Below are 16,135 nucleotides of genomic sequence, written 5' to 3' on the forward strand. Positions count from 1 at the left end.
CGCCGCCCCTTCGTAGGCGGCCCCGGAGCGGGGGCCCGCGCCCGCTGCTGGCGAGTGCCTGACAACCCTCGTGGAGGCTCCGTCATGCCCCCTGCCCCATCCACCCCCTCCGCCCCGTCAAGCCCCACCGCCCCGTCGAACCCCACCGCCCCGTCGAACCCCACCGGCACCTCCGAGCCCACCGTGGATCCGGAACTGGCCGCCGAACGCGCGCACCTGCGGATGGCTCGAGCGGCGCTGGAACGCATGCACGGCGAGGTGGTCGACACCGAGACACCGGTCATCGTCCACTCCGACACCGACAGCTACTGGGACAACAAGTTCTACCAGTGGTCGCGCGAGCACCGGGCCGAAGTTCTGCTGGACCTGCCGAGGATCCCGTTGTTCTTCGGGCGACTGGACTGCGAGCCGGGCGCGGTCTTCGACCACGCCGAGGGCGACGGCCGCGTGCCAGGCCCCGACGGTGACATCGACCGGATCTACATCGGCCGCCGGCACATCCGTGAGCCCGACGGCGCGCCGCTGGTGATCGACTGGCGAGCCCGGGTCGCGATGCCGTTCTACCGGGCCGGGCCCGCCGATCCGCAGCGAGTGCTGGTACGCCGCCGGCACGGCTTCGCCCACGAGCCCGGGCCCGACGGCTTCGTCGACGTGACGGCGTACGAGGACGAAGCGGTGAGCGGCGCGAAGGTCGACGCCACGGAGGGCTTCTCCGACCTGGTGTCGGCGGAGATCGAGCGGCCGCGTTCGGGTCCGATGCGCGACATCGTGGCCACCATCCAGCCTGACCAGGACGTACTCGTCCGGGCGCCGCTGGACACCACGATCTGCGTGCAGGGAGCACCCGGTACCGGCAAGACGGCGGTCGGGCTGCACCGGGTCGCCTACCTGCTGTACGCCGAACGCACCCGGCTGGCCCGCGACGGCGGAATCGCGATCATCGGCCCGAACCGCTCGTTCCTGCAGTACATCCGGCACGTACTCCCCGCACTCGGTGAGGTCTTCGTCCAGCAGTTGACGTTCCCGGACCTGATCCGCCGCTACTACCCCGACCACCCGATGACCGAGAGCGAGGAGGACACCGCCACGGTCACCGTGAAGGGCGACGCCCGGATGGCGGCCGTGCTGCGGCGTGCGCTGTGGTCAGGCGTGGGAGTCGGTGACGACATCGAGGCGCTCGTCTACAGCAAGGGCGCGAGCCGCTTCCGGGTGCCCGACTACGAGGTACGCGAGATCGCCGCTGGTGTGGTCGAGACCGCCACCCGCTACGCCCCCGGCCGCACCACGCTCGCGCAGCGGCTGGCGCACGCTGTCCTGCTGCGGATGGAACAACGCGGAGGCACCCCCGACGACCGGACCCAGAACGCCGTGGCCAGGTCCGCCCCGGCCAGGCGAATCCTCAACCAGGTATGGCCGCAGCGTACGCCGGAGCAGGTGCTGCACCGGCTGCTGTCCGACGCCGGCTTCCTCGCGGAGGCGGCCGGTGACGACCTCACCGCGCAGGAGCAGAAGGCCCTGCTGTGGCGCAAGCCCTACCGCTCGGTGAAGTCGGCCCGCTGGTCCGAGGCGGACCTGGTCCTCCTCGACGAGCTGGGCGAACTCCTCGAACGCGAACCCCGCCGCGGCCATCTGGTCGTCGACGAGGCGCAGGACCTGTCCGCGATGCAGTTGCGTGCGCTCGGCCGGCGTTGCCGTACGGCCACCGTGCTCGGCGACCTGGCCCAGGCCACGACGCCGTACGCCTCCACCTCCTGGGAGTCCGTCCTGGCCCAGCTAGAGGCGGGCGAGGCGAGTGAGATCGTGGAACTCACCCGCGGGTTCCGGGTGCCGGCCGCGATCATCGAGTTCGCCGCCAGGCTGCTGCCCGCACTGCAACCCGACCTCGCCAAGCCCGTCAGCCTGCGCCGGGCAGCCGGTGGCCTCGACGTCGCCGCGACCGCCGGTTCGGAGGTGACCGCCGAGGACGTTCTGCAGGCCTGCCTGCGGATCGACGAGGAGGGTGGCGGTGCGGGATCGATCGGCGTCATCGCCACCGACGTGGAGATCCGGCGGATCTTCGACCGCCTGGCCGCCGAGCCGAACAGGTCGGCGCTCGACAAGGCCGGGTTGACACCGGCCATGCTCGGCGACTCCGAGAACGCGCTGGAACACTTCCGGCTCGTGTGCGTGCCCGCCTCGCTGGCAAAGGGGCTGGAGTTCGACGGCGTGGTCGTGGTCGAACCCGCGACGATCGTGGATGCCGAGCCGCGTGGACTCAACCGGCTGTACGTCGCGCTCACCCGCGCCGTCTCCGCGCTGACCGTCCTGCACGCCCGGCCCCTTCCGAGCGAGCTCGCAAGCGGAAGTCGACGCCATTGACAAATTATTCTGTCAATGGTTCGGTGATGGCATGCGTGATGTCGACGTGATCGCGGATCCGGCTTCCGCGGTGACCGCTCTGGATCCCCTCCGGGCCAGGTTGCTGGCAGAGTTGCGAGAGCCGGCCTCCGCGTCCACCCTGGCGGGCCGGCTCGGCCTGCCCCGGCAGCGGGTCAACTACCACCTGCGCCTGCTGGAGAAACACGGCCTGGTGGAGGCGGCGGGCGAGCGCACCTGGGGTGGGCTGACCGAACGCCACTTCGTCGCCACCGCCGCCGGATACGTCGTCTCACCGGAAGCCCTGGGCGCGGCCGCGAGCGCACCCAGGGCTGAGGCGGACGAAGCCGACCGGATGTCGGCCGCGTACGTCGTCGCCCTCGCCGCCCGGGTGGTCGCCGAGGTCGGCGGGATGGCCCGCACCGCCGTACGCCAGCGTAAGCGGTTGCCCGTCTACGGTCTGGACACCGCGGTCCGCTTCTCCTCACCCGCCGATCGGGCGGCATTCGCGGAGGAGCTCACGGCCGCGGTGAACCGGCTGGCCTCGAAGTACCACGACGAACGCACACCGAACGGACGCTGGCAGCGGTTGACCATCTCGATGCATCCCGTACCGAAAGGCGTCGACCCCGGCACACCGAGTGTGGACGCAGCGGAAGGTCGGGGGCACCGATGAGCGACGACGACCGCATCGACCCGTCCGCCCGGTTCGCGTCGAACGAGATCGAGGTCCCGGGCACACCGGAGGAGGTGTGGGAGGCGATCGCCACCGGTCCGGGACACGCCGCCTGGATCTTTCCGGCCGACATCGAACCCGAGGATGGCGGCGCGATGGTGATCCGCCGCCATCCCTACGGCGAGGACGTCGACGCCACCGTGACGGCCTGGACACCTCCGGAGCGCTTCGAGTACGACGAGCCGATCGGTGTGGACGCCAAGCCCCTGACCACCGAGATTCTCGTGCAGGCCAAGGACGGCGGGCATTGCGTCGTCCGGGTGGTGTGCGGGTTCCGCGACCACGGCGAGGACTGGGAGGATCTTGTCGAGGGCGCGGGCGAAGGTTGGCGAATGTCCTTGACCGTCCTGCGGGCATACCTCACCCACTTCGCCGGACAACGGGCGGTGCAGCTCGATGCGAGCGCACCCCTGCGCGTTCCCGAGCCGGAACGGCGCCAGTCGTCCGCAGTCCTGTTCGACGTGCTCGGACTGAGCGGCCTCGCCGCCGGTGAAGACTTCCGCACACCCGCGGGCACACCCGCCCTGGAGGGAACAGTCGAACACCTCGACCCGGGATATGTACTACTGCGTGTGACCCAGCCGTACGCGGCGCTGTATGCGATCTCCTGCTTCCCGATGGCCGACGGAGCGCCGCTCTCGGCGAACGTGATGGCGCGGCTGTACGGCACACCGTCCGACGTCGCCCGACGAGAGCAGGCGATCTGGCGGGCCTGGCTCGCCGACCTGTCATCGATCTTCGAACAGTGAGGACCACCGATGCTGCTGCAGAACAAGAACGCGATCGTCTATGGAGCGGGGCCGATCGGACGGGCGGTCGCGCTCGGGTTCGCCCGCGAGGGCGCGACAGTGCATCTGGCAAGTCGTACGTCCGAACGCATGGATCGCATCGCCGAGGAGATCCGCTCGCTGGGCAGGTCCGTGACGACGGCGAAGGTCGACGCACTGGACGAGGCAGCTGTCACCGAGCACGCCGACTCCGTTGCCACGAGCGCCGGAACCGTCGACGTGTCGATCAACCTGATCTCCGTCGGGGACGTCCAGGGCACGCCGCTCGCGCAGATGTCCCTGGACGACTTCGAGCGTCCGGTCCACACCGCCGTTCGAACGACGTTCCTGGCGTCGAAGGCGGCGGCCCGGCACATGATCCGGCAACGATCCGGTGTCATCCTCACCTTCGGCGGCGTCGGCGATCCGCTTCGCGACTACTTCATCGGCGGCTTCCAGGTTGCGCTCGGGGCCTGCGACACGCTTCGCAAGCAGCTTGCCGCCGAGCTCGGTCCCTACGGCGTTCGCGTCGTCGGCCTGAAGACCGGCGGGGTGGCCGAGACCCTCCCGGAAGACTTCGAGGGGCGAGAGGCTCTGGTGAAGTCCCTGGAGGAGCCCACCATGCTCGGCCGGACAGCCACCCTCGAGGACGTGGGGAACGCCGCGGCGTTCGCCGCCTCCGACCGTGCCGCCTCGATCACCGGCGCCGAACTCAACATCACCTGCGGCGCGATCGTGGACTGATCTCCCGTCGTCCGCCCGGGTACGAAATCACGCGGGGCGCGGAACGACGTCACCGCTGGCGAGGGACGAAGCGCCTGAGCTTTCCGGTCGCGGCGGTGCGCGGGATCTCCTCAACGGCGTGCACGGTGATCGCGGCGGCCGGGATGCCGTACGGGCGCAGGGAAACGCCCAGTTCCGTGAGGACGTCACCGACGTCCGGTGTGCCGACCACCAGCACCTCCGCGCCGGCCGTGGTCTGGCGTACCTGGTACTCCGAGATCCGCGGGTCGGTGCCCAGCACGTGCCGGAACGCGGCCGCCGGGACCACCTGCTCGCCATAGCGGAAGTCGTCGTCGCGGCGGCCCGCGATGTCCGCGACCCGGCGCATCGCGCTGCCGCACTCGCACCGTCCGGGCAGCAGGGTGACCTCGTCGCCGAGGTCGTAACGGATGAAGGGAAACGCCCGGCCGGCGAGCCCGGTGGCCAGGGTGCGTACGGCCGGTTCGCCGGGCGCGACGGGCCGCCCTGAGGCGTCGACGCGTTCCAGGATCACCTCGTCCTCACAGATGTGCAGACCCTCGCCCTGACCACACCCGACCGCCTGGACTCCGATCTCGGTCGAGCCCCAGAGGTTGTGGACGGGTACGCCCCAGGCGGTGTCGATCGCGTCGCGGTCCTCCTCGCCGAGCGGTTCGGAGTTCGTGCTCACCCGGACCGGGCGAAGGTCGAGCGCTCCCGCGACCACCGCCCGGGCGAGGCGTCCCACCACCGACGCGTAGCCCACGAGGTGGGTCGGCCGCACCTCTGCCACCGCGCGCAGTACCTCGTCGAACGGTGCCGCCGCCGGAATCACGAAGGTCACCATCCCCGGCAGGGTGGCGATGTCGAACAACGGCGTGCTGGCATGGGGTGGCTCGCCGGCCTCGAGCACCGCAAGCCGCGCTTGACGGTGCCCGTCGGCCGCGCTCGCAAGATGCTCAGCTCGCGTCTGCCACCGCCAGGCGAGACAGGCCAGGGTGACGAACTGCTCCCGGTCCCACACGTACACACCGCGCACGCCGCTGGAGCCACCCGAGCTGAACACCTGCAGACCCGAGGGCGTGTAGGAGAACCAGCTCTCCTCGGCCAGGACCCGTTCCGCGCCGGCACGGTCGATCCCGGGCACGGTGACGATCCGGTCCCACTCGGCGTTGACGTCCTGCTTGACCATCATCGGCAGGCGGGCGAGACCGTCGACGGTCGCCGTGGCCGGATCGACGTCGCCGATCCTGGCGGCGTGGAAGGCCGAACGCTCGCGGGCGAACCCGAGCAGGGACCGCAGCCGTTCGGTCCGGTAGTGGTCGATTCGCTCCCGTGGCCACGCGAGCCGCGCCACGTGATCGGTGAGCGCGGCGCGTACGTCGTGCAGGTGGGCGGCTCGCAGCCGCTCGTACGCCGCCTTGGGATCCTCCTGGGCCACCCGCCCAGTGTCCCCCGGTGTGCTGCCGCACGCCTGCCGAACGGCCCTGGCCCGGGCGGGTCCGGTGACAGGTGGCAGGGCCCCGCGCCCGCGGCGGAAGGCGTTGCGCGCATCGGTGTGCGACACCCCGACGGCGATGCGACTCTGGTCAGCAGGAGCCCGGTCCGCAGGCCGGGAGCCAGGGAACCGGGCGGAACGATCCGGAAGGCACGGGGTCTGAGCATGTCGGGCGGCGTCGCACGGGAGTACCACCCAGCCCGTGCGCGCCGGCGCCGAAGATGTCTGACCGTGCTGATGCTCGTCGTGGTGATGGTCGCCGCCGTGGCGGCGGCCAGGACGGTCGTGTCCCGGCTCGGCGACAACCTCCGGACCTTCGACGGACGAGGAGTCGACACCAACCGCCCACCGCCCGCGAAACCAGGCCGGGCCGGCGCCACCGCGGAGAACGTGTTGCTGATCGGTTCGGACTCCCGGGCCGGCGCGAACGACCGGCTTGCCGGCGGGACCGGAGTGGCCGGCCGGTCCGACACCGCGATCGTGGTGCACGTGTACGCCGACCGCCGGCGTGCCGTGGCGGTGTCGATCCCGCGTGACGCCCTAGTCGACATTCCCCGGTGCCGGCTGCCGGACGGCAGGTGGGCGGCGCCACGCCGGCAAACGATGTTCAACGCCGCGTTCAACACGGGATCAACTGCCGCGGGCAACCCGGCGTGCACCCAGAACACCGTGGAGAGACTGACCGGGCTTCGGGTCGACCACACGATCGTCGTCGACTTCAAGGGCTTCGCCGCGATCACCAACGCCGTCGGTGGGGTCCGGGTGTGCGTACCCAACGACGTCTACGCCGGCGACCTGAACCCCTACCTCCGCACACGCGGCAGCCTGCTGTTCGCCAAGGGCATGCAGACCGTGTCCGGGCGCCGGGCGCTGGACTACGTACGCCTTCGGCACGGCATCGGCGACGGCTCCGACATCGGCAGGATCAAACGTCAGCAGGCATTCCTCGCCGCCGTGGCCGCGAAGGTCCGCAGGTCCGGCATCGATCCCACAACGCTGGCACCGCTTGCCGAAGCGGCCACCGGAGCACTCACGGTCGACCCCACGCTGGGATCCGCGCCACGGCTGGTCGGTTTCGCCATGTCGCTGCGCCACCTGAGCCTGCAAGACATCCAGTTCGTCACCGTGCCGTCTCGCTACGCCGGGCGGACGAAGGTCGCGTTCGTCCAGCCGGCCGCCGAACGGTTGTGGGCAGCGTTACGAGCGGACCGGCCGGTGGGCGCCGTCGCGCCGTCGGGTGGGGAGCAACCTTCGGGCGGCAACCGTCCGTTGACAGCTCCGCGCACCCCGCAGGGAGGAGGGGTGAGCAACAACCGTGCCCCGGGGTCCGGCCTCGGCACCCAGGTCGCCGTCTACAACGGCACCGGTATCCCGCGCCTCGCCCGGGCCGCCGCGACCCAGCTGCAGACGGTCGGGTTCAGCGGCGGCTCCATCGTCGACGGCGGGACAGCCGAGGTTGCGACCACCACGATCACCTACGCTCCCGACTACCAGACCGCCGCGTTCACCCTTGCCGCGCTGTTCCCCCACGCTCGACTGCTGCCGACGGCCGGACCGGGCGAAGCGAGCGGTGCGGACGGTAAGGACGGTAAGGACGGTAAGGACGGTAAGGACGGTAAGGACGGTAAGGACGGTACGGATGGTGCCGACGTGAACCTCGTTCTCGGTCGCGACTACGCGGCCCGTACGACCAGGGCCGAGGCGCCGCCCACCTCCGTTCCTGCGGTCCGGCCGCGCACCGCCGCCGACAATCCCTGCGACGACCTGTCCTACGGGCCGCCGATCCCCAGCCGCTGACAGCACTCTCTCGGCCGATCGAGAAACAGACGTCCCTACGTCGTGGGAGCTTCCGCCGCCTGCGTGCCGATCGCGTCCAGGATCGCGGCCTCCACTGGATAGGCACCGTCCCGGTCGGCAAGCGGGAACGATCCCAGCAGCGCAACCCCGGGTTGCGCCATGATCCGCGGCGTCGTGCCGCGGTGCGGCCAGGACGCGGCGTGCACCAGGAACGGGTGGCAGAGATAGACGTCGCCGGCCGCCCCGGTGACCTGTGCGAGCGGCCGGTTCGCACTCGCCCGTTGCACGAGTGGGCCCAGTTCGGCCCCTTCGAAACCCTCGTCGCCTCGCCGGGCGAGCACCCGCGCCGCGTCCACGTGCGAACCGACGCGCACCCGGGTCGGTGCGTCGTCGGGCCCCACGTCGGTGAAGAGGAAGAGCGCGAGCAACCCGCGGTCGCGGCTGCGCACGTTGGTGTGCCAGGCGTCACCCACCGGGAAACTGCTTTCCACGTGCCATCCGGTGTCGCCGGGATCCTCGGCCGAGGGGAAGCGGACGGGCACGGTCCCGCCGACGCCCTGACGCCTCCACCAGCGGTCCGGCCCGATCAGCTGGTCGTACGCCTCCCACAGCGCCGGCGAGGTTCCCGCCGCGGCGAACGGCTCACCGTCGGTCCCGGCATCGGGACAGTCGATGCGTACGACCGGCGCCGACCACGACGACCGGTCCGTACGCAGAACACCGCGCTCGGCGAGCCGGTCCCAGATCACGTCGACACACGCCTCGACGGTCGGGCGCGGGACGGCCACCGACACTCGAACGAAGCCGTCGCGGACGAAAGCGGCGATCTGCGCCTCGGACACCATGCGACAGAACCTTTGCCGGGTCGGCCACATTCGTCAACCCAGTATGCGGTCAGCCCCGTAAACCGCCCCGCGGGCGAGCCGGCCGAACCGCTATCCGCTTCCCCACCGAATCTCGTTTGTGCCGACGGACGCCCGGGAAGCGACCAACCATCACCTGAGCCGGTACCTCACGAGAGACGAAAAGCTCAATAAAACAAGGGCAGATGCCCGTCCATCCGGACGCCGGTTCACGTCGCACCATCACCGCCGAAGCCGCCGCAGCAGCCGCCGCCGCAGTCCTTGCCGGGAAGGCCGAAGCCGCCCATCGAGCGGGCAGAACAGGAACACACGTCATGAAGCACGTCCCGAAGATCGCGGCATTTGTGACGCTGGCGTTGGCGGTGGTTCTCACCGCGGTGATCGCCAACACGGCCAGTTCCCAGTCGCCGGACGAGGTCGACGTCGGCGCACGCACGTGCACCACCACCAGTGGCGGGTACTGCGTCGTTCCGCACAACCTCGGAGTGGCGCCGACCCACGTCGGAGTGACCCTGCAGTCGCCGGCAGGCTTCGTCACCGTCGACCGGCGGACGATCTCCTCGTTCCGGATGCGCGTCCTGGCCACCAACGGCACCGCCTACGTGGGAGCGGTGACGTTCACCTACGCCGCGTTCCAGGCCTCCGCCTCGCCCACACCCACGCCTACTCCTACCTCACCGACGCCCACCACCACCCCGACGCCCACGCCGACGCCCACTCCGACCACGCCGACACCCACGCCCACGCCGCCACCGACCGGCTTCCCGGACGCGTCGACGACCGGTGTGCAGCCCGGCCACACCCTCACCCCGTCCGGCTGCATCACCGCCTCGACGAACCAGGTCATCGAGGATCGCTCGTTCGTCGACTGCGACATCAACGTCCCGCAGGGCGTGACCGGCGTGGTGATCCGGAACGTGCGGTTCACGTTCACCTCCCCCACCGGGGTGAGCACTCCGATCATCGTTCGGTCCGGTGGGTCGGCGACGATCAGCTACGCGGACATCGCCGGCCGGGACACCACCACCGGGTCGACGCAGTTCGCCATCCGCGGTTTGGACACCGCACAGGTGACCATCCGCAACGTGGACATGTCGAACTGCTCGGACTGCGTGCAAGGTGAGCACGTGAAGATGTACGACTCCTACATCCACGATCTGGCGAACCCGGCCGGTGCACACGTCGACGGTTTCCAGTGCAACGGCGACTGCTCGGGCACGGTGATCGACCACAACACGATCAACATGACCGGGCTGCCGCAGACCGGCAACGTGGCGTTGTTCTCCGACTTCGGCACGCCGCACGACGCCACAGTCAACAACAATCTGTTGCTGGGCGGCGGCTACAACATCTACAGCGGCGCCGGTCCGAACATCCACATCACCAACAACCGCATGGCCCGAGCCCAGTACGGCTACGTCGCGAGCTACCAGGCCGGGAATGGCAACACCTGCACCGGCAACGTCGATCATCTCACCGGAGTCGCCATCAACTGCTAGCCGGTGCGCACCCAGAGGGCCCTGTCGCCTCCCGTCCCGCGCGGGAGGCGACAGGGCCACATGGCATCCCGACAGGCCGGACAGCTCCGACGGAGCCGTTCACCGCTGTGTAACACCCGGGCAACTGATTCGAAACCGCCGGTTGTGACGCTGGGGTGATCCGCGACTTCCGCGAGATCCCGCGTCCTGAGGATGGTGCCCCCGTGAGCTACAAGGCCGAGTACATCTGGATCGACGGTACGGAGCCGACTGCCAAACTGCGCTCGAAGACCAGGATCATCGATGACGGCGCAGAGCCGGGCACGTGGGGCTTCGACGGTTCGAGCACCAACCAGGCCACGGGTAACTTCTCGGACCTCGTACTCAGGCCGGTCTCCGCCTACCCGGATCCGATCCGCGGCGGCAGCGCGGTTCTCGTACTCTGCGAGGTCTTCACCGTCGACGACAGGCCGCACCGCTCCAACACCCGGTCGCTGCTACGTCCAGTCGCCGAGCAGTTCGCGGACCAGGAGCCGCTGTTCGGCATCGAGCAGGAGTACACCTTCTTCCAGGGCCCCCGGCCACTCGGTTTCCCCGAGGCCGGCTACCCGGCTCCGCAGGGCGGCTACTACTGCGGTGTCGGTGCGGATGAGATCTTCGGCCGGGAGATCGTCGAGAAGCACCTCGACAACTGCCTCGCCGCCGGGCTGACCATCTCCGGCATCAATGCCGAGGTCATGCCCGGTCAGTGGGAGTTCCAGGTCGGCCCGCTGAACCCGCTGGACGTCGCGGACCAGTTGTGGATCGCGCGGTGGCTGCTCTACCGCACCGCCGAGGACTTCGGTGTCTCCGCCAGCCTGGATCCCAAGCCTGCCGAGGGAGACTGGAACGGCGCGGGTGCACACACCAACTTCTCCACCAGGGCGATGCGGTCGGGCTACGACGCGATCATCGAGGCCTGCGAGGCTCTCGGCCGCGACGACAAGCCGCTCGAGCACATCCGGCAGTACGGCGCGGGCATCGAGGCTCGGCTGACCGGCGCCCACGAGACCGCGCCGTGGAACGAGTACAGCTACGGCGTCTCCGACCGCGGTGCCTCGGTCCGCATCCCGTGGCAGGTCGAGGTCGACAAGAAGGGTTACATCGAGGACCGGCGCCCGAACGCGAACGTCGACCCCTACGTCGTCACCCGGCTCATGGTCGACACCTGCTGCACCGCGCTGGACAAGGCGTTCCTGGTCTGAAGGTACGGACGGCCCGGCGGGGTGACACCGAGGTCGGTCCGCCCCGCTTGTCAGGCGGGTGGAAGCAGGTCGGCGCCGAGGGCCGTCGGGCACAGGTAGCGTTCGATGTGCTCCACCACGAGTTCGGTTCCGCGCTGGTGGCTGACGTACGGCGGCATGGCCGGGTTGTACATCGCGTCGGTCAGATCGCGGAGCAGGACCGGCGACAATCCCCAGCGCACCAGGTTTCTCAGCCCGAACGAGCGGCGGAGCACGCACATGTTGGTGTGCACCCCCGCGAGCAGCACGACGTCGCGCTTCTCCTGCCGGAGCAGGCTGTAGATCTCATCGCCGTCGTCGGAGATGGCGTCGCCGTCCTCGATCGCGATGGCGGGGTGCTGCCGGGTCCACACCGCCGGCATCGACGTTTCGCCGGTGTCGGAGCCGCCGTCGGAGTCGTCGATGGGAAGCGGAGGTTCGGGCGCGATGGGTGCGGACGGTGGTGCCACCGCCGGAACGTCAAGCGCCCGTTGACGTGCTGGGTGTCCGGCGTAGAAGTCGAGTGTGTCCGACGGCGCGTGCACGACCAGCACACCCAGGCTCCGCAGGTGGCGCGCAACCTGGTCGATGACCGGCGCGAGCACCTCGACCCGCTCCGCCGCACCTCGGCTCCAGTGGCGGTCCCAAACGTCGCAGAGCACCAGCGCCGCCTGGGCCGCGGGAACCTGCCGAACCGACGTCACCGGCTCACCGTCGTCGCCACGTCGCCTCAGCGTCAGGGACAACACATTCTGCGCAGGACTCATTCGCTCACCTCGTCCGTCACCGACGATCCGGGAATCCAGGCATTTACATCGAATAATCGATCTGCCCAGCCTCTTCCGTAGGACGAGCCCGAGCAAGCCACTTTCGCCGACGATCCGGGTCGCGAGTCCGACCGAACCCATCGCTTCGGACCGTTCCGGTGCGCGATACTCGACGGCACTCGGCGTGCGGCCGGTCCGGCGAACGGAGAGGCACCAGAAGATGGATCTTGAGTTCAGCGGCGAGATCTGGGAGTGGCGCGGCCCGGCGCCGTACCACTTCGTCACCGTGCCGAAGGAGGAAAGCCTCTCGTTGCGCGGGTCGCCGGAGGGCGCGAGCTACGGATGGGGCATGCTCCCGGTCCGGGCGCGGATCGCCTCCACCGAGTGGTCGACGTCGCTGTGGCCCAAGGACGGCGGCTACGTCGTCCCGCTGAAGGATGCCGTACGCAAACCCCTGGAGCTCGGCCCCGGCGACACCGTGACGATCCGGCTCTCCACCGTCGACCGGCCGGCCGGTCGACGTCAGCGCAAGGCCGCGGCGCCCCGCAAGCCGACCCCACCCACTGCCCGGCCGACGAATCGGAGGGGCCCTCAGGTCACCGACGACCAGCTCTCGATCGTCCCCGCGAACGAGGCGTCCTGGCAGGATCTGGAAGCGATCTTCGGGTCGAGCGGAGATTCGTCCAGATGCTGGTGCCAGCGGTTCAAGATGCTGCCCAGGGAGACGTGGGCAAACCTCGGACCGGAGCGGCTCGCCGCGCGCCTTCGCGAGCAGACCGCCGGCGATCACCCGGACGCGCCGGCCACGAGCGGGCTGGTCGCCTACCTCGACGGAGAACCCGTCGGCTGGTGCGCGGTCGACCCGCGCTCTGCCAACCCCCGCTTGCTCCGCAACGTTCCGGTCCCCTGGGTGGGCCGGAACGAGAACAAGGACGACAACACCGTCTGGGCGGTGACCTGTCTCCTCACCCGTGCCGGCTTCCGCCGCCGTGGGGTCAGCCGGTCCCTCGCCCGCAGCGCCGTGGACTTCGCCCGGCGACGCGGTGCCCGTGCACTGGAGGCCTATCCCCATCTCAGCGAGCCCAGTCATCTCGGCACCGCCGCGACGTTCGCCGCCGCGGGCCTGGTCGAGGTGAGCAGACCCACCAAGAACCGCGCCGTCATGCGCGTCGACTTCTGAACGGCGCATACTGCGGGGATGATCGGACAGCTTGAGAAGACCGTCGTCGACTGTCCCGAACCCCGGGCCCTCGCCGACTTCTACTGCCGGATCCTCGGCATGCGGGTCAACGAGGACAGCGAGGACTGGGTGGTGATCGGCTCCGAGCCTGGCATGCGGCAGGTGGCGTTCCAGCGGACCGAACAGTGGGTCCCGCCGCGCTGGCCGGACCCGGACCATCCGCAGCAGATGCACCTGGACGTGCGGGTCGCCGACGCCGATGCGGCCGAGCACCAACTTCTCGCGCTCGGTGCACGTCGTGTGCCGGCCAAGCGCGAGACGGGCTTCCGGGTCTTCGTCGACCCCGTCGGCCATCCGTTCTGCATCGTCTTCGGCTGACCGCGTGGGCGAGTCGCAGTCAGGTTCTGGCCGCGAGCCACGCACGATGGAAGGCTGAGTAGCAGGTGTACCTCGCGGTGACCGCTTCCTGCACGACCGCGTACACCGCGTCCGGTCCGCGGAAGGCGCCCCGGTCCAGTGAGCCGTCCGCCAGGAGGACGAGCACCGTTCGGGCCATCACGTACGCGGTGGTGCGGCCGTCGATCGGCGCGCCGAACGAGAACTCCTCCGGCGCCATGAACCGGGTGGAGCCGAACATCCGCCCCATGTCGTTGCGGTACGGCCCGAGCCGGTAGGAGTCCAGGTCGACCACGGTGAGTTGGCGCCGGCCGAAGTCGTACAGCAGAGCACCGTCGTAGAAGTCCCCCGCCACCCAGCCGGCGGCATCCAGCATCCGGTGCAGGTCGAGCAACCCGTCGAGAGCCGCCAGGACCTCCTCGGCGGGCAGGGCACGGAAACGCTGGAACGCGGTACCGGGATCGTTGCGCCGAGCCGACGGCGTACCGAGGTGGTCACCGTCCCTCCAGTCGTAGACGAGAAGCGGGCCGCCCGGCGACTCGATCAGCCCATGGAAGGCCGGCAGGAGCGGGTGCTGAACGGATTCGGCGAGCCAGGCAGCGTTGTGGAGAAGGGCTGTCCGGCCGCCGAAGTCGAGGTACGGGGTGGTGTCACCCGGATCGCCGGCCGTCTTGACGAAGTACCGCCGGCCGCCCGCGGCCACGCCGTAGGAGACGTTGCCGGAGTCCTGGGTGTCGGCGCCGAAGCGGGCGAAGATCCCGCCCAGTCGTTCGAGATAGCGGACCGGCACGTCGTCGATCGCGGCGGGAAACACCCCACAGACCTTAGCCCTTCCACCGAATCCCCCGTCAGGAAAAGATCCCCCGTCAGGAAACGGTTGTCACGGGCCTGTCAGTCCCGGCACCTGCGGCGGTAGTAGGCCCAGGTGAGAGCGAGCAGCAGCGGCCCCCACAGCAGAAGGGGCAGGTAACACAGGATGAGCAGAGCTTCCCACCAGCCGTTGACGAACGCGAAACCCCTTCCTGGTGGGCCGAACACCGTGAGTAGGAAGAAGTTCACCGTCGCGAAGGTCCAGATCGCCGTCAGTGCGATCGCGCCCGTGGCCGCCAGAACCGTTGCCCCCAAGGGCGGAACGCGCCGGCCGCCGATCACCGGCATCCATCGCGGGAACACCTCGCCCCACGGCCGGACCAGTCCCAGCGACAGCAGGCCCACCCCCTCCGACAGTGCCGTCAACCCGAGGATGGCAACCGCCTGCCAGCCGGGCACGAATCCGAGCGAGGCGTCCACGCCGGCCGCGTTGCTGATGCCCATCGTGAGCCCGAAGGCGACGGCCACACGCCACAATCCTGACGGCAGCAGGATGACCGTGATCAGGTGCGCCGTCCGCACGGTCCATCGCGGAGGCCGGCGCCCGTCCCGCGGGCCGAGGCTTCCCACCTGAAGCCCGAAGCCTCCGCTGGCGGGCACACTCGTCGCAGTACGCATGACGCCCATCCTGCGCGGACCGGCCGATCATTCCGTCGCTCGGTCTCGGGAGATTCCTCCCCCGTACGAGTGACCTCATCGGAGTCGTACGCCGGCCAGGAATCGGCATACCACGGCGAGGAACTCCTCCGGCGCCTCCTTGTGCACGCCGTGGCCGACGGCGACCGTCACCAACTGCGCGGCCGGCAGCCGCGCCGCCATCGCCGCGATCTCCTCCTGGGAGAACGGGCTCGTGGGACCTCCGGCGACGACCAGCGCGGGCGCAGCGATCTCGGCGAGCCGGTGCCACCAACGCGGATCGGGACGGTTGACCTGTCCGACGATGGCGGGGCGAACCGGCCAGTCGTACCCGAGTGGCCCGTCCTGCTCGTCCGGCCGTTGCGGTTCGGGGCGATGCTGCGGCAGAGGTGGCGGGGTCTCCACCAGGACGAGCGCGCTCACCCGGTCGGGGTGGTCCTGGGCGAGCAGGTAGCAGACGACGCCGCCCATCGAGTGGCCGGCGAGCACCGCCCGGTCCAGGTCGAGTGCGTCCAGGAAGCCGAGCAGATCGGCTGCCATCAGCTCGAACGAGTAGTCGCCCGGCCAGTCGCTGCGGCCGAACCCGCGGAGGTCGGGTACGAAAACCCGCCAGTCCCGGGCGAGGCCCGGCACCACCGGATCCCAGCTCGACCCGTCGGACCCGACCCCGTGCAGCAGGACCAGCGGCGGAGCCTCCGGATCACCCACGACGCGGTACGCCAGCCGCACCTTCCCGACGTCCACGAACAGGTGTTCAGGCATGGATGGCCACCAGGATGATGTCGGTGA

At 69.9% G+C, this 16,135-nt stretch carries 15 protein-coding genes; 9 read left to right on the plus strand and 6 right to left on the minus strand.

Annotated elements, in window-relative coordinates; genetic code table 11:
* Positions 1–84: 84 nt before the first annotated feature.
* Genes FHR37_RS24865 through FHR37_RS24880 form a run of 4 tightly spaced genes read left to right on the plus strand, consistent with a single transcriptional unit; the run spans position 85 to position 4,602 of the window.
* Positions 85–2,358, plus strand: a complete 2,274-nt coding sequence (locus FHR37_RS24865) for a HelD family protein (protein WP_139239074.1) — start codon at positions 85–87, stop codon at positions 2,356–2,358.
* A 31-nt stretch (positions 2,359–2,389) separates the two neighbouring features.
* Positions 2,390–3,031 carry an ArsR/SmtB family transcription factor gene (locus FHR37_RS24870; protein ID WP_092885699.1) on the plus strand — a complete coding sequence of 214 codons (642 nt, stop codon included), beginning with the start codon at positions 2,390–2,392 and terminating at the stop codon, positions 3,029–3,031.
* Positions 3,028–3,840 (plus strand): SRPBCC family protein, encoded by an 813-nt coding sequence (locus FHR37_RS24875; RefSeq protein WP_092885701.1) that lies wholly within the window; start codon positions 3,028–3,030, stop codon positions 3,838–3,840. Before FHR37_RS24870 ends, FHR37_RS24875 begins: the two co-directional genes overlap by 4 nt.
* 9 nt (positions 3,841–3,849) lie before the next feature.
* Complete coding sequence (locus FHR37_RS24880) at positions 3,850–4,602, plus strand: SDR family NAD(P)-dependent oxidoreductase (protein WP_092885703.1); 753 nt, start codon at positions 3,850–3,852, stop codon at positions 4,600–4,602.
* Between the two features lie 49 nt (positions 4,603–4,651).
* Here the strand turns inward: FHR37_RS24880 and FHR37_RS24885 are convergent, their stop codons facing one another.
* Positions 4,652–6,040 carry a phenylacetate--CoA ligase family protein gene (locus FHR37_RS24885; protein WP_092885704.1) on the minus strand — a complete coding sequence of 463 codons (1,389 nt, stop codon included), beginning with the start codon at positions 6,038–6,040 and terminating at the stop codon, positions 4,652–4,654.
* A gap of 294 nt (positions 6,041–6,334) precedes the next feature.
* Between FHR37_RS24885 and FHR37_RS24890 the strand changes: the two genes are divergently transcribed.
* A complete protein-coding gene (locus tag FHR37_RS24890) occupies positions 6,335–7,894 on the plus strand; it encodes an LCP family protein (protein WP_237768956.1) in 1,560 nt (519 codons plus the stop codon).
* 35 nt (positions 7,895–7,929) lie between these two features.
* Here FHR37_RS24890 and FHR37_RS24895 read toward each other — a convergent pair whose 3' ends face one another.
* The gene (locus FHR37_RS24895) at positions 7,930–8,739 is read right to left on the minus strand and encodes a phytanoyl-CoA dioxygenase family protein (protein ID WP_092885708.1); all 810 of its coding nucleotides are present in this window, start codon (positions 8,737–8,739) and stop codon (positions 7,930–7,932) included.
* A 332-nt stretch (positions 8,740–9,071) separates the two neighbouring features.
* Between FHR37_RS24895 and FHR37_RS24900 the strand changes: the two genes are divergently transcribed.
* The gene (locus FHR37_RS24900) at positions 9,072–10,256 is read left to right on the plus strand and encodes a right-handed parallel beta-helix repeat-containing protein (RefSeq protein WP_092885710.1); all 1,185 of its coding nucleotides are present in this window, start codon (positions 9,072–9,074) and stop codon (positions 10,254–10,256) included.
* Between the two features lie 203 nt (positions 10,257–10,459).
* Positions 10,460–11,479, plus strand: a complete 1,020-nt coding sequence (glnII, locus tag FHR37_RS24905) for a glutamine synthetase (protein ID WP_092885712.1) — start codon at positions 10,460–10,462, stop codon at positions 11,477–11,479.
* Between the two features lie 50 nt (positions 11,480–11,529).
* On the opposite strand, the gene FHR37_RS24910 is transcribed toward glnII, so the two are convergent.
* Entirely contained in the window at positions 11,530–12,264 is a 735-nt protein-coding gene (locus tag FHR37_RS24910) for a cysteine hydrolase family protein (RefSeq protein ID WP_139239075.1), read from the minus strand.
* 220 nt (positions 12,265–12,484) lie between these two features.
* Between FHR37_RS24910 and FHR37_RS31050 the strand changes: the two genes are divergently transcribed.
* Together FHR37_RS31050 and FHR37_RS24925 are read left to right on the plus strand one after the other, a co-directional pair.
* Positions 12,485–13,444, plus strand: coding sequence for a GNAT family N-acetyltransferase (locus FHR37_RS31050; RefSeq protein ID WP_202818231.1), 960 nt, complete (start codon positions 12,485–12,487; stop codon positions 13,442–13,444).
* Positions 13,445–13,462: 18 nt separating this feature from the next.
* Positions 13,463–13,822 (plus strand): VOC family protein, encoded by a 360-nt coding sequence (locus FHR37_RS24925; protein WP_092885714.1) that lies wholly within the window; start codon positions 13,463–13,465, stop codon positions 13,820–13,822.
* Between the two features lie 19 nt (positions 13,823–13,841).
* Here the strand turns inward: FHR37_RS24925 and FHR37_RS24930 are convergent, their stop codons facing one another.
* The 3 genes from FHR37_RS24930 to FHR37_RS24940 form a co-directional block, all read right to left on the minus strand.
* The gene (locus tag FHR37_RS24930; RefSeq protein ID WP_092885716.1) at positions 13,842–14,654 is read right to left on the minus strand and encodes a hypothetical protein; all 813 of its coding nucleotides are present in this window, start codon (positions 14,652–14,654) and stop codon (positions 13,842–13,844) included.
* A gap of 77 nt (positions 14,655–14,731) precedes the next feature.
* On the minus strand, positions 14,732–15,328 hold the full coding sequence (locus tag FHR37_RS24935) for a hypothetical protein (RefSeq protein WP_202818232.1): 597 nt from the start codon (positions 15,326–15,328) through the stop codon (positions 14,732–14,734).
* Between the two features lie 75 nt (positions 15,329–15,403).
* Positions 15,404–16,108 (minus strand): alpha/beta fold hydrolase, encoded by a 705-nt coding sequence (locus tag FHR37_RS24940; RefSeq protein ID WP_092885718.1) that lies wholly within the window; start codon positions 16,106–16,108, stop codon positions 15,404–15,406.
* Positions 16,109–16,135: the final 27 nt, after the last annotated feature.

Source organism: Actinopolymorpha cephalotaxi (assembly GCF_013408535.1).
GTDB lineage: Bacteria > Actinomycetota > Actinomycetes > Propionibacteriales > Actinopolymorphaceae > Actinopolymorpha > Actinopolymorpha cephalotaxi.

Bases quoted from the DNA above. Each gene is read 5' to 3' on its own strand.
- FHR37_RS24865 (WP_139239074.1), top strand. From the start codon at position 85: ATGCCCCCTGCCCCATCCACCCCCTCCGCCCCGTCAAGCCCCACCGCC.
- FHR37_RS24870 (WP_092885699.1), top strand. From the start codon at position 2,390: ATGCGTGATGTCGACGTGATCGCGGATCCGGCTTCCGCGGTGACCGCT.
- FHR37_RS24875 (WP_092885701.1), top strand. From the start codon at position 3,028: ATGAGCGACGACGACCGCATCGACCCGTCCGCCCGGTTCGCGTCGAAC.
- FHR37_RS24880 (WP_092885703.1), top strand. From the start codon at position 3,850: ATGCTGCTGCAGAACAAGAACGCGATCGTCTATGGAGCGGGGCCGATC.
- FHR37_RS24890 (WP_237768956.1), top strand. From the start codon at position 6,335: ATGCTCGTCGTGGTGATGGTCGCCGCCGTGGCGGCGGCCAGGACGGTC.
- FHR37_RS24895 (WP_092885708.1), bottom strand. From the start codon at position 8,739: ATGGTGTCCGAGGCGCAGATCGCCGCTTTCGTCCGCGACGGCTTCGTT.
- FHR37_RS24900 (WP_092885710.1), top strand. From the start codon at position 9,072: ATGAAGCACGTCCCGAAGATCGCGGCATTTGTGACGCTGGCGTTGGCG.
- FHR37_RS24910 (WP_139239075.1), bottom strand. From the start codon at position 12,264: ATGAGTCCTGCGCAGAATGTGTTGTCCCTGACGCTGAGGCGACGTGGC.
- FHR37_RS31050 (WP_202818231.1), top strand. From the start codon at position 12,485: ATGGATCTTGAGTTCAGCGGCGAGATCTGGGAGTGGCGCGGCCCGGCG.
- FHR37_RS24925 (WP_092885714.1), top strand. From the start codon at position 13,463: ATGATCGGACAGCTTGAGAAGACCGTCGTCGACTGTCCCGAACCCCGG.
- FHR37_RS24935 (WP_202818232.1), bottom strand. From the start codon at position 15,328: ATGCGTACTGCGACGAGTGTGCCCGCCAGCGGAGGCTTCGGGCTTCAG.
- FHR37_RS24940 (WP_092885718.1), bottom strand. From the start codon at position 16,108: ATGCCTGAACACCTGTTCGTGGACGTCGGGAAGGTGCGGCTGGCGTAC.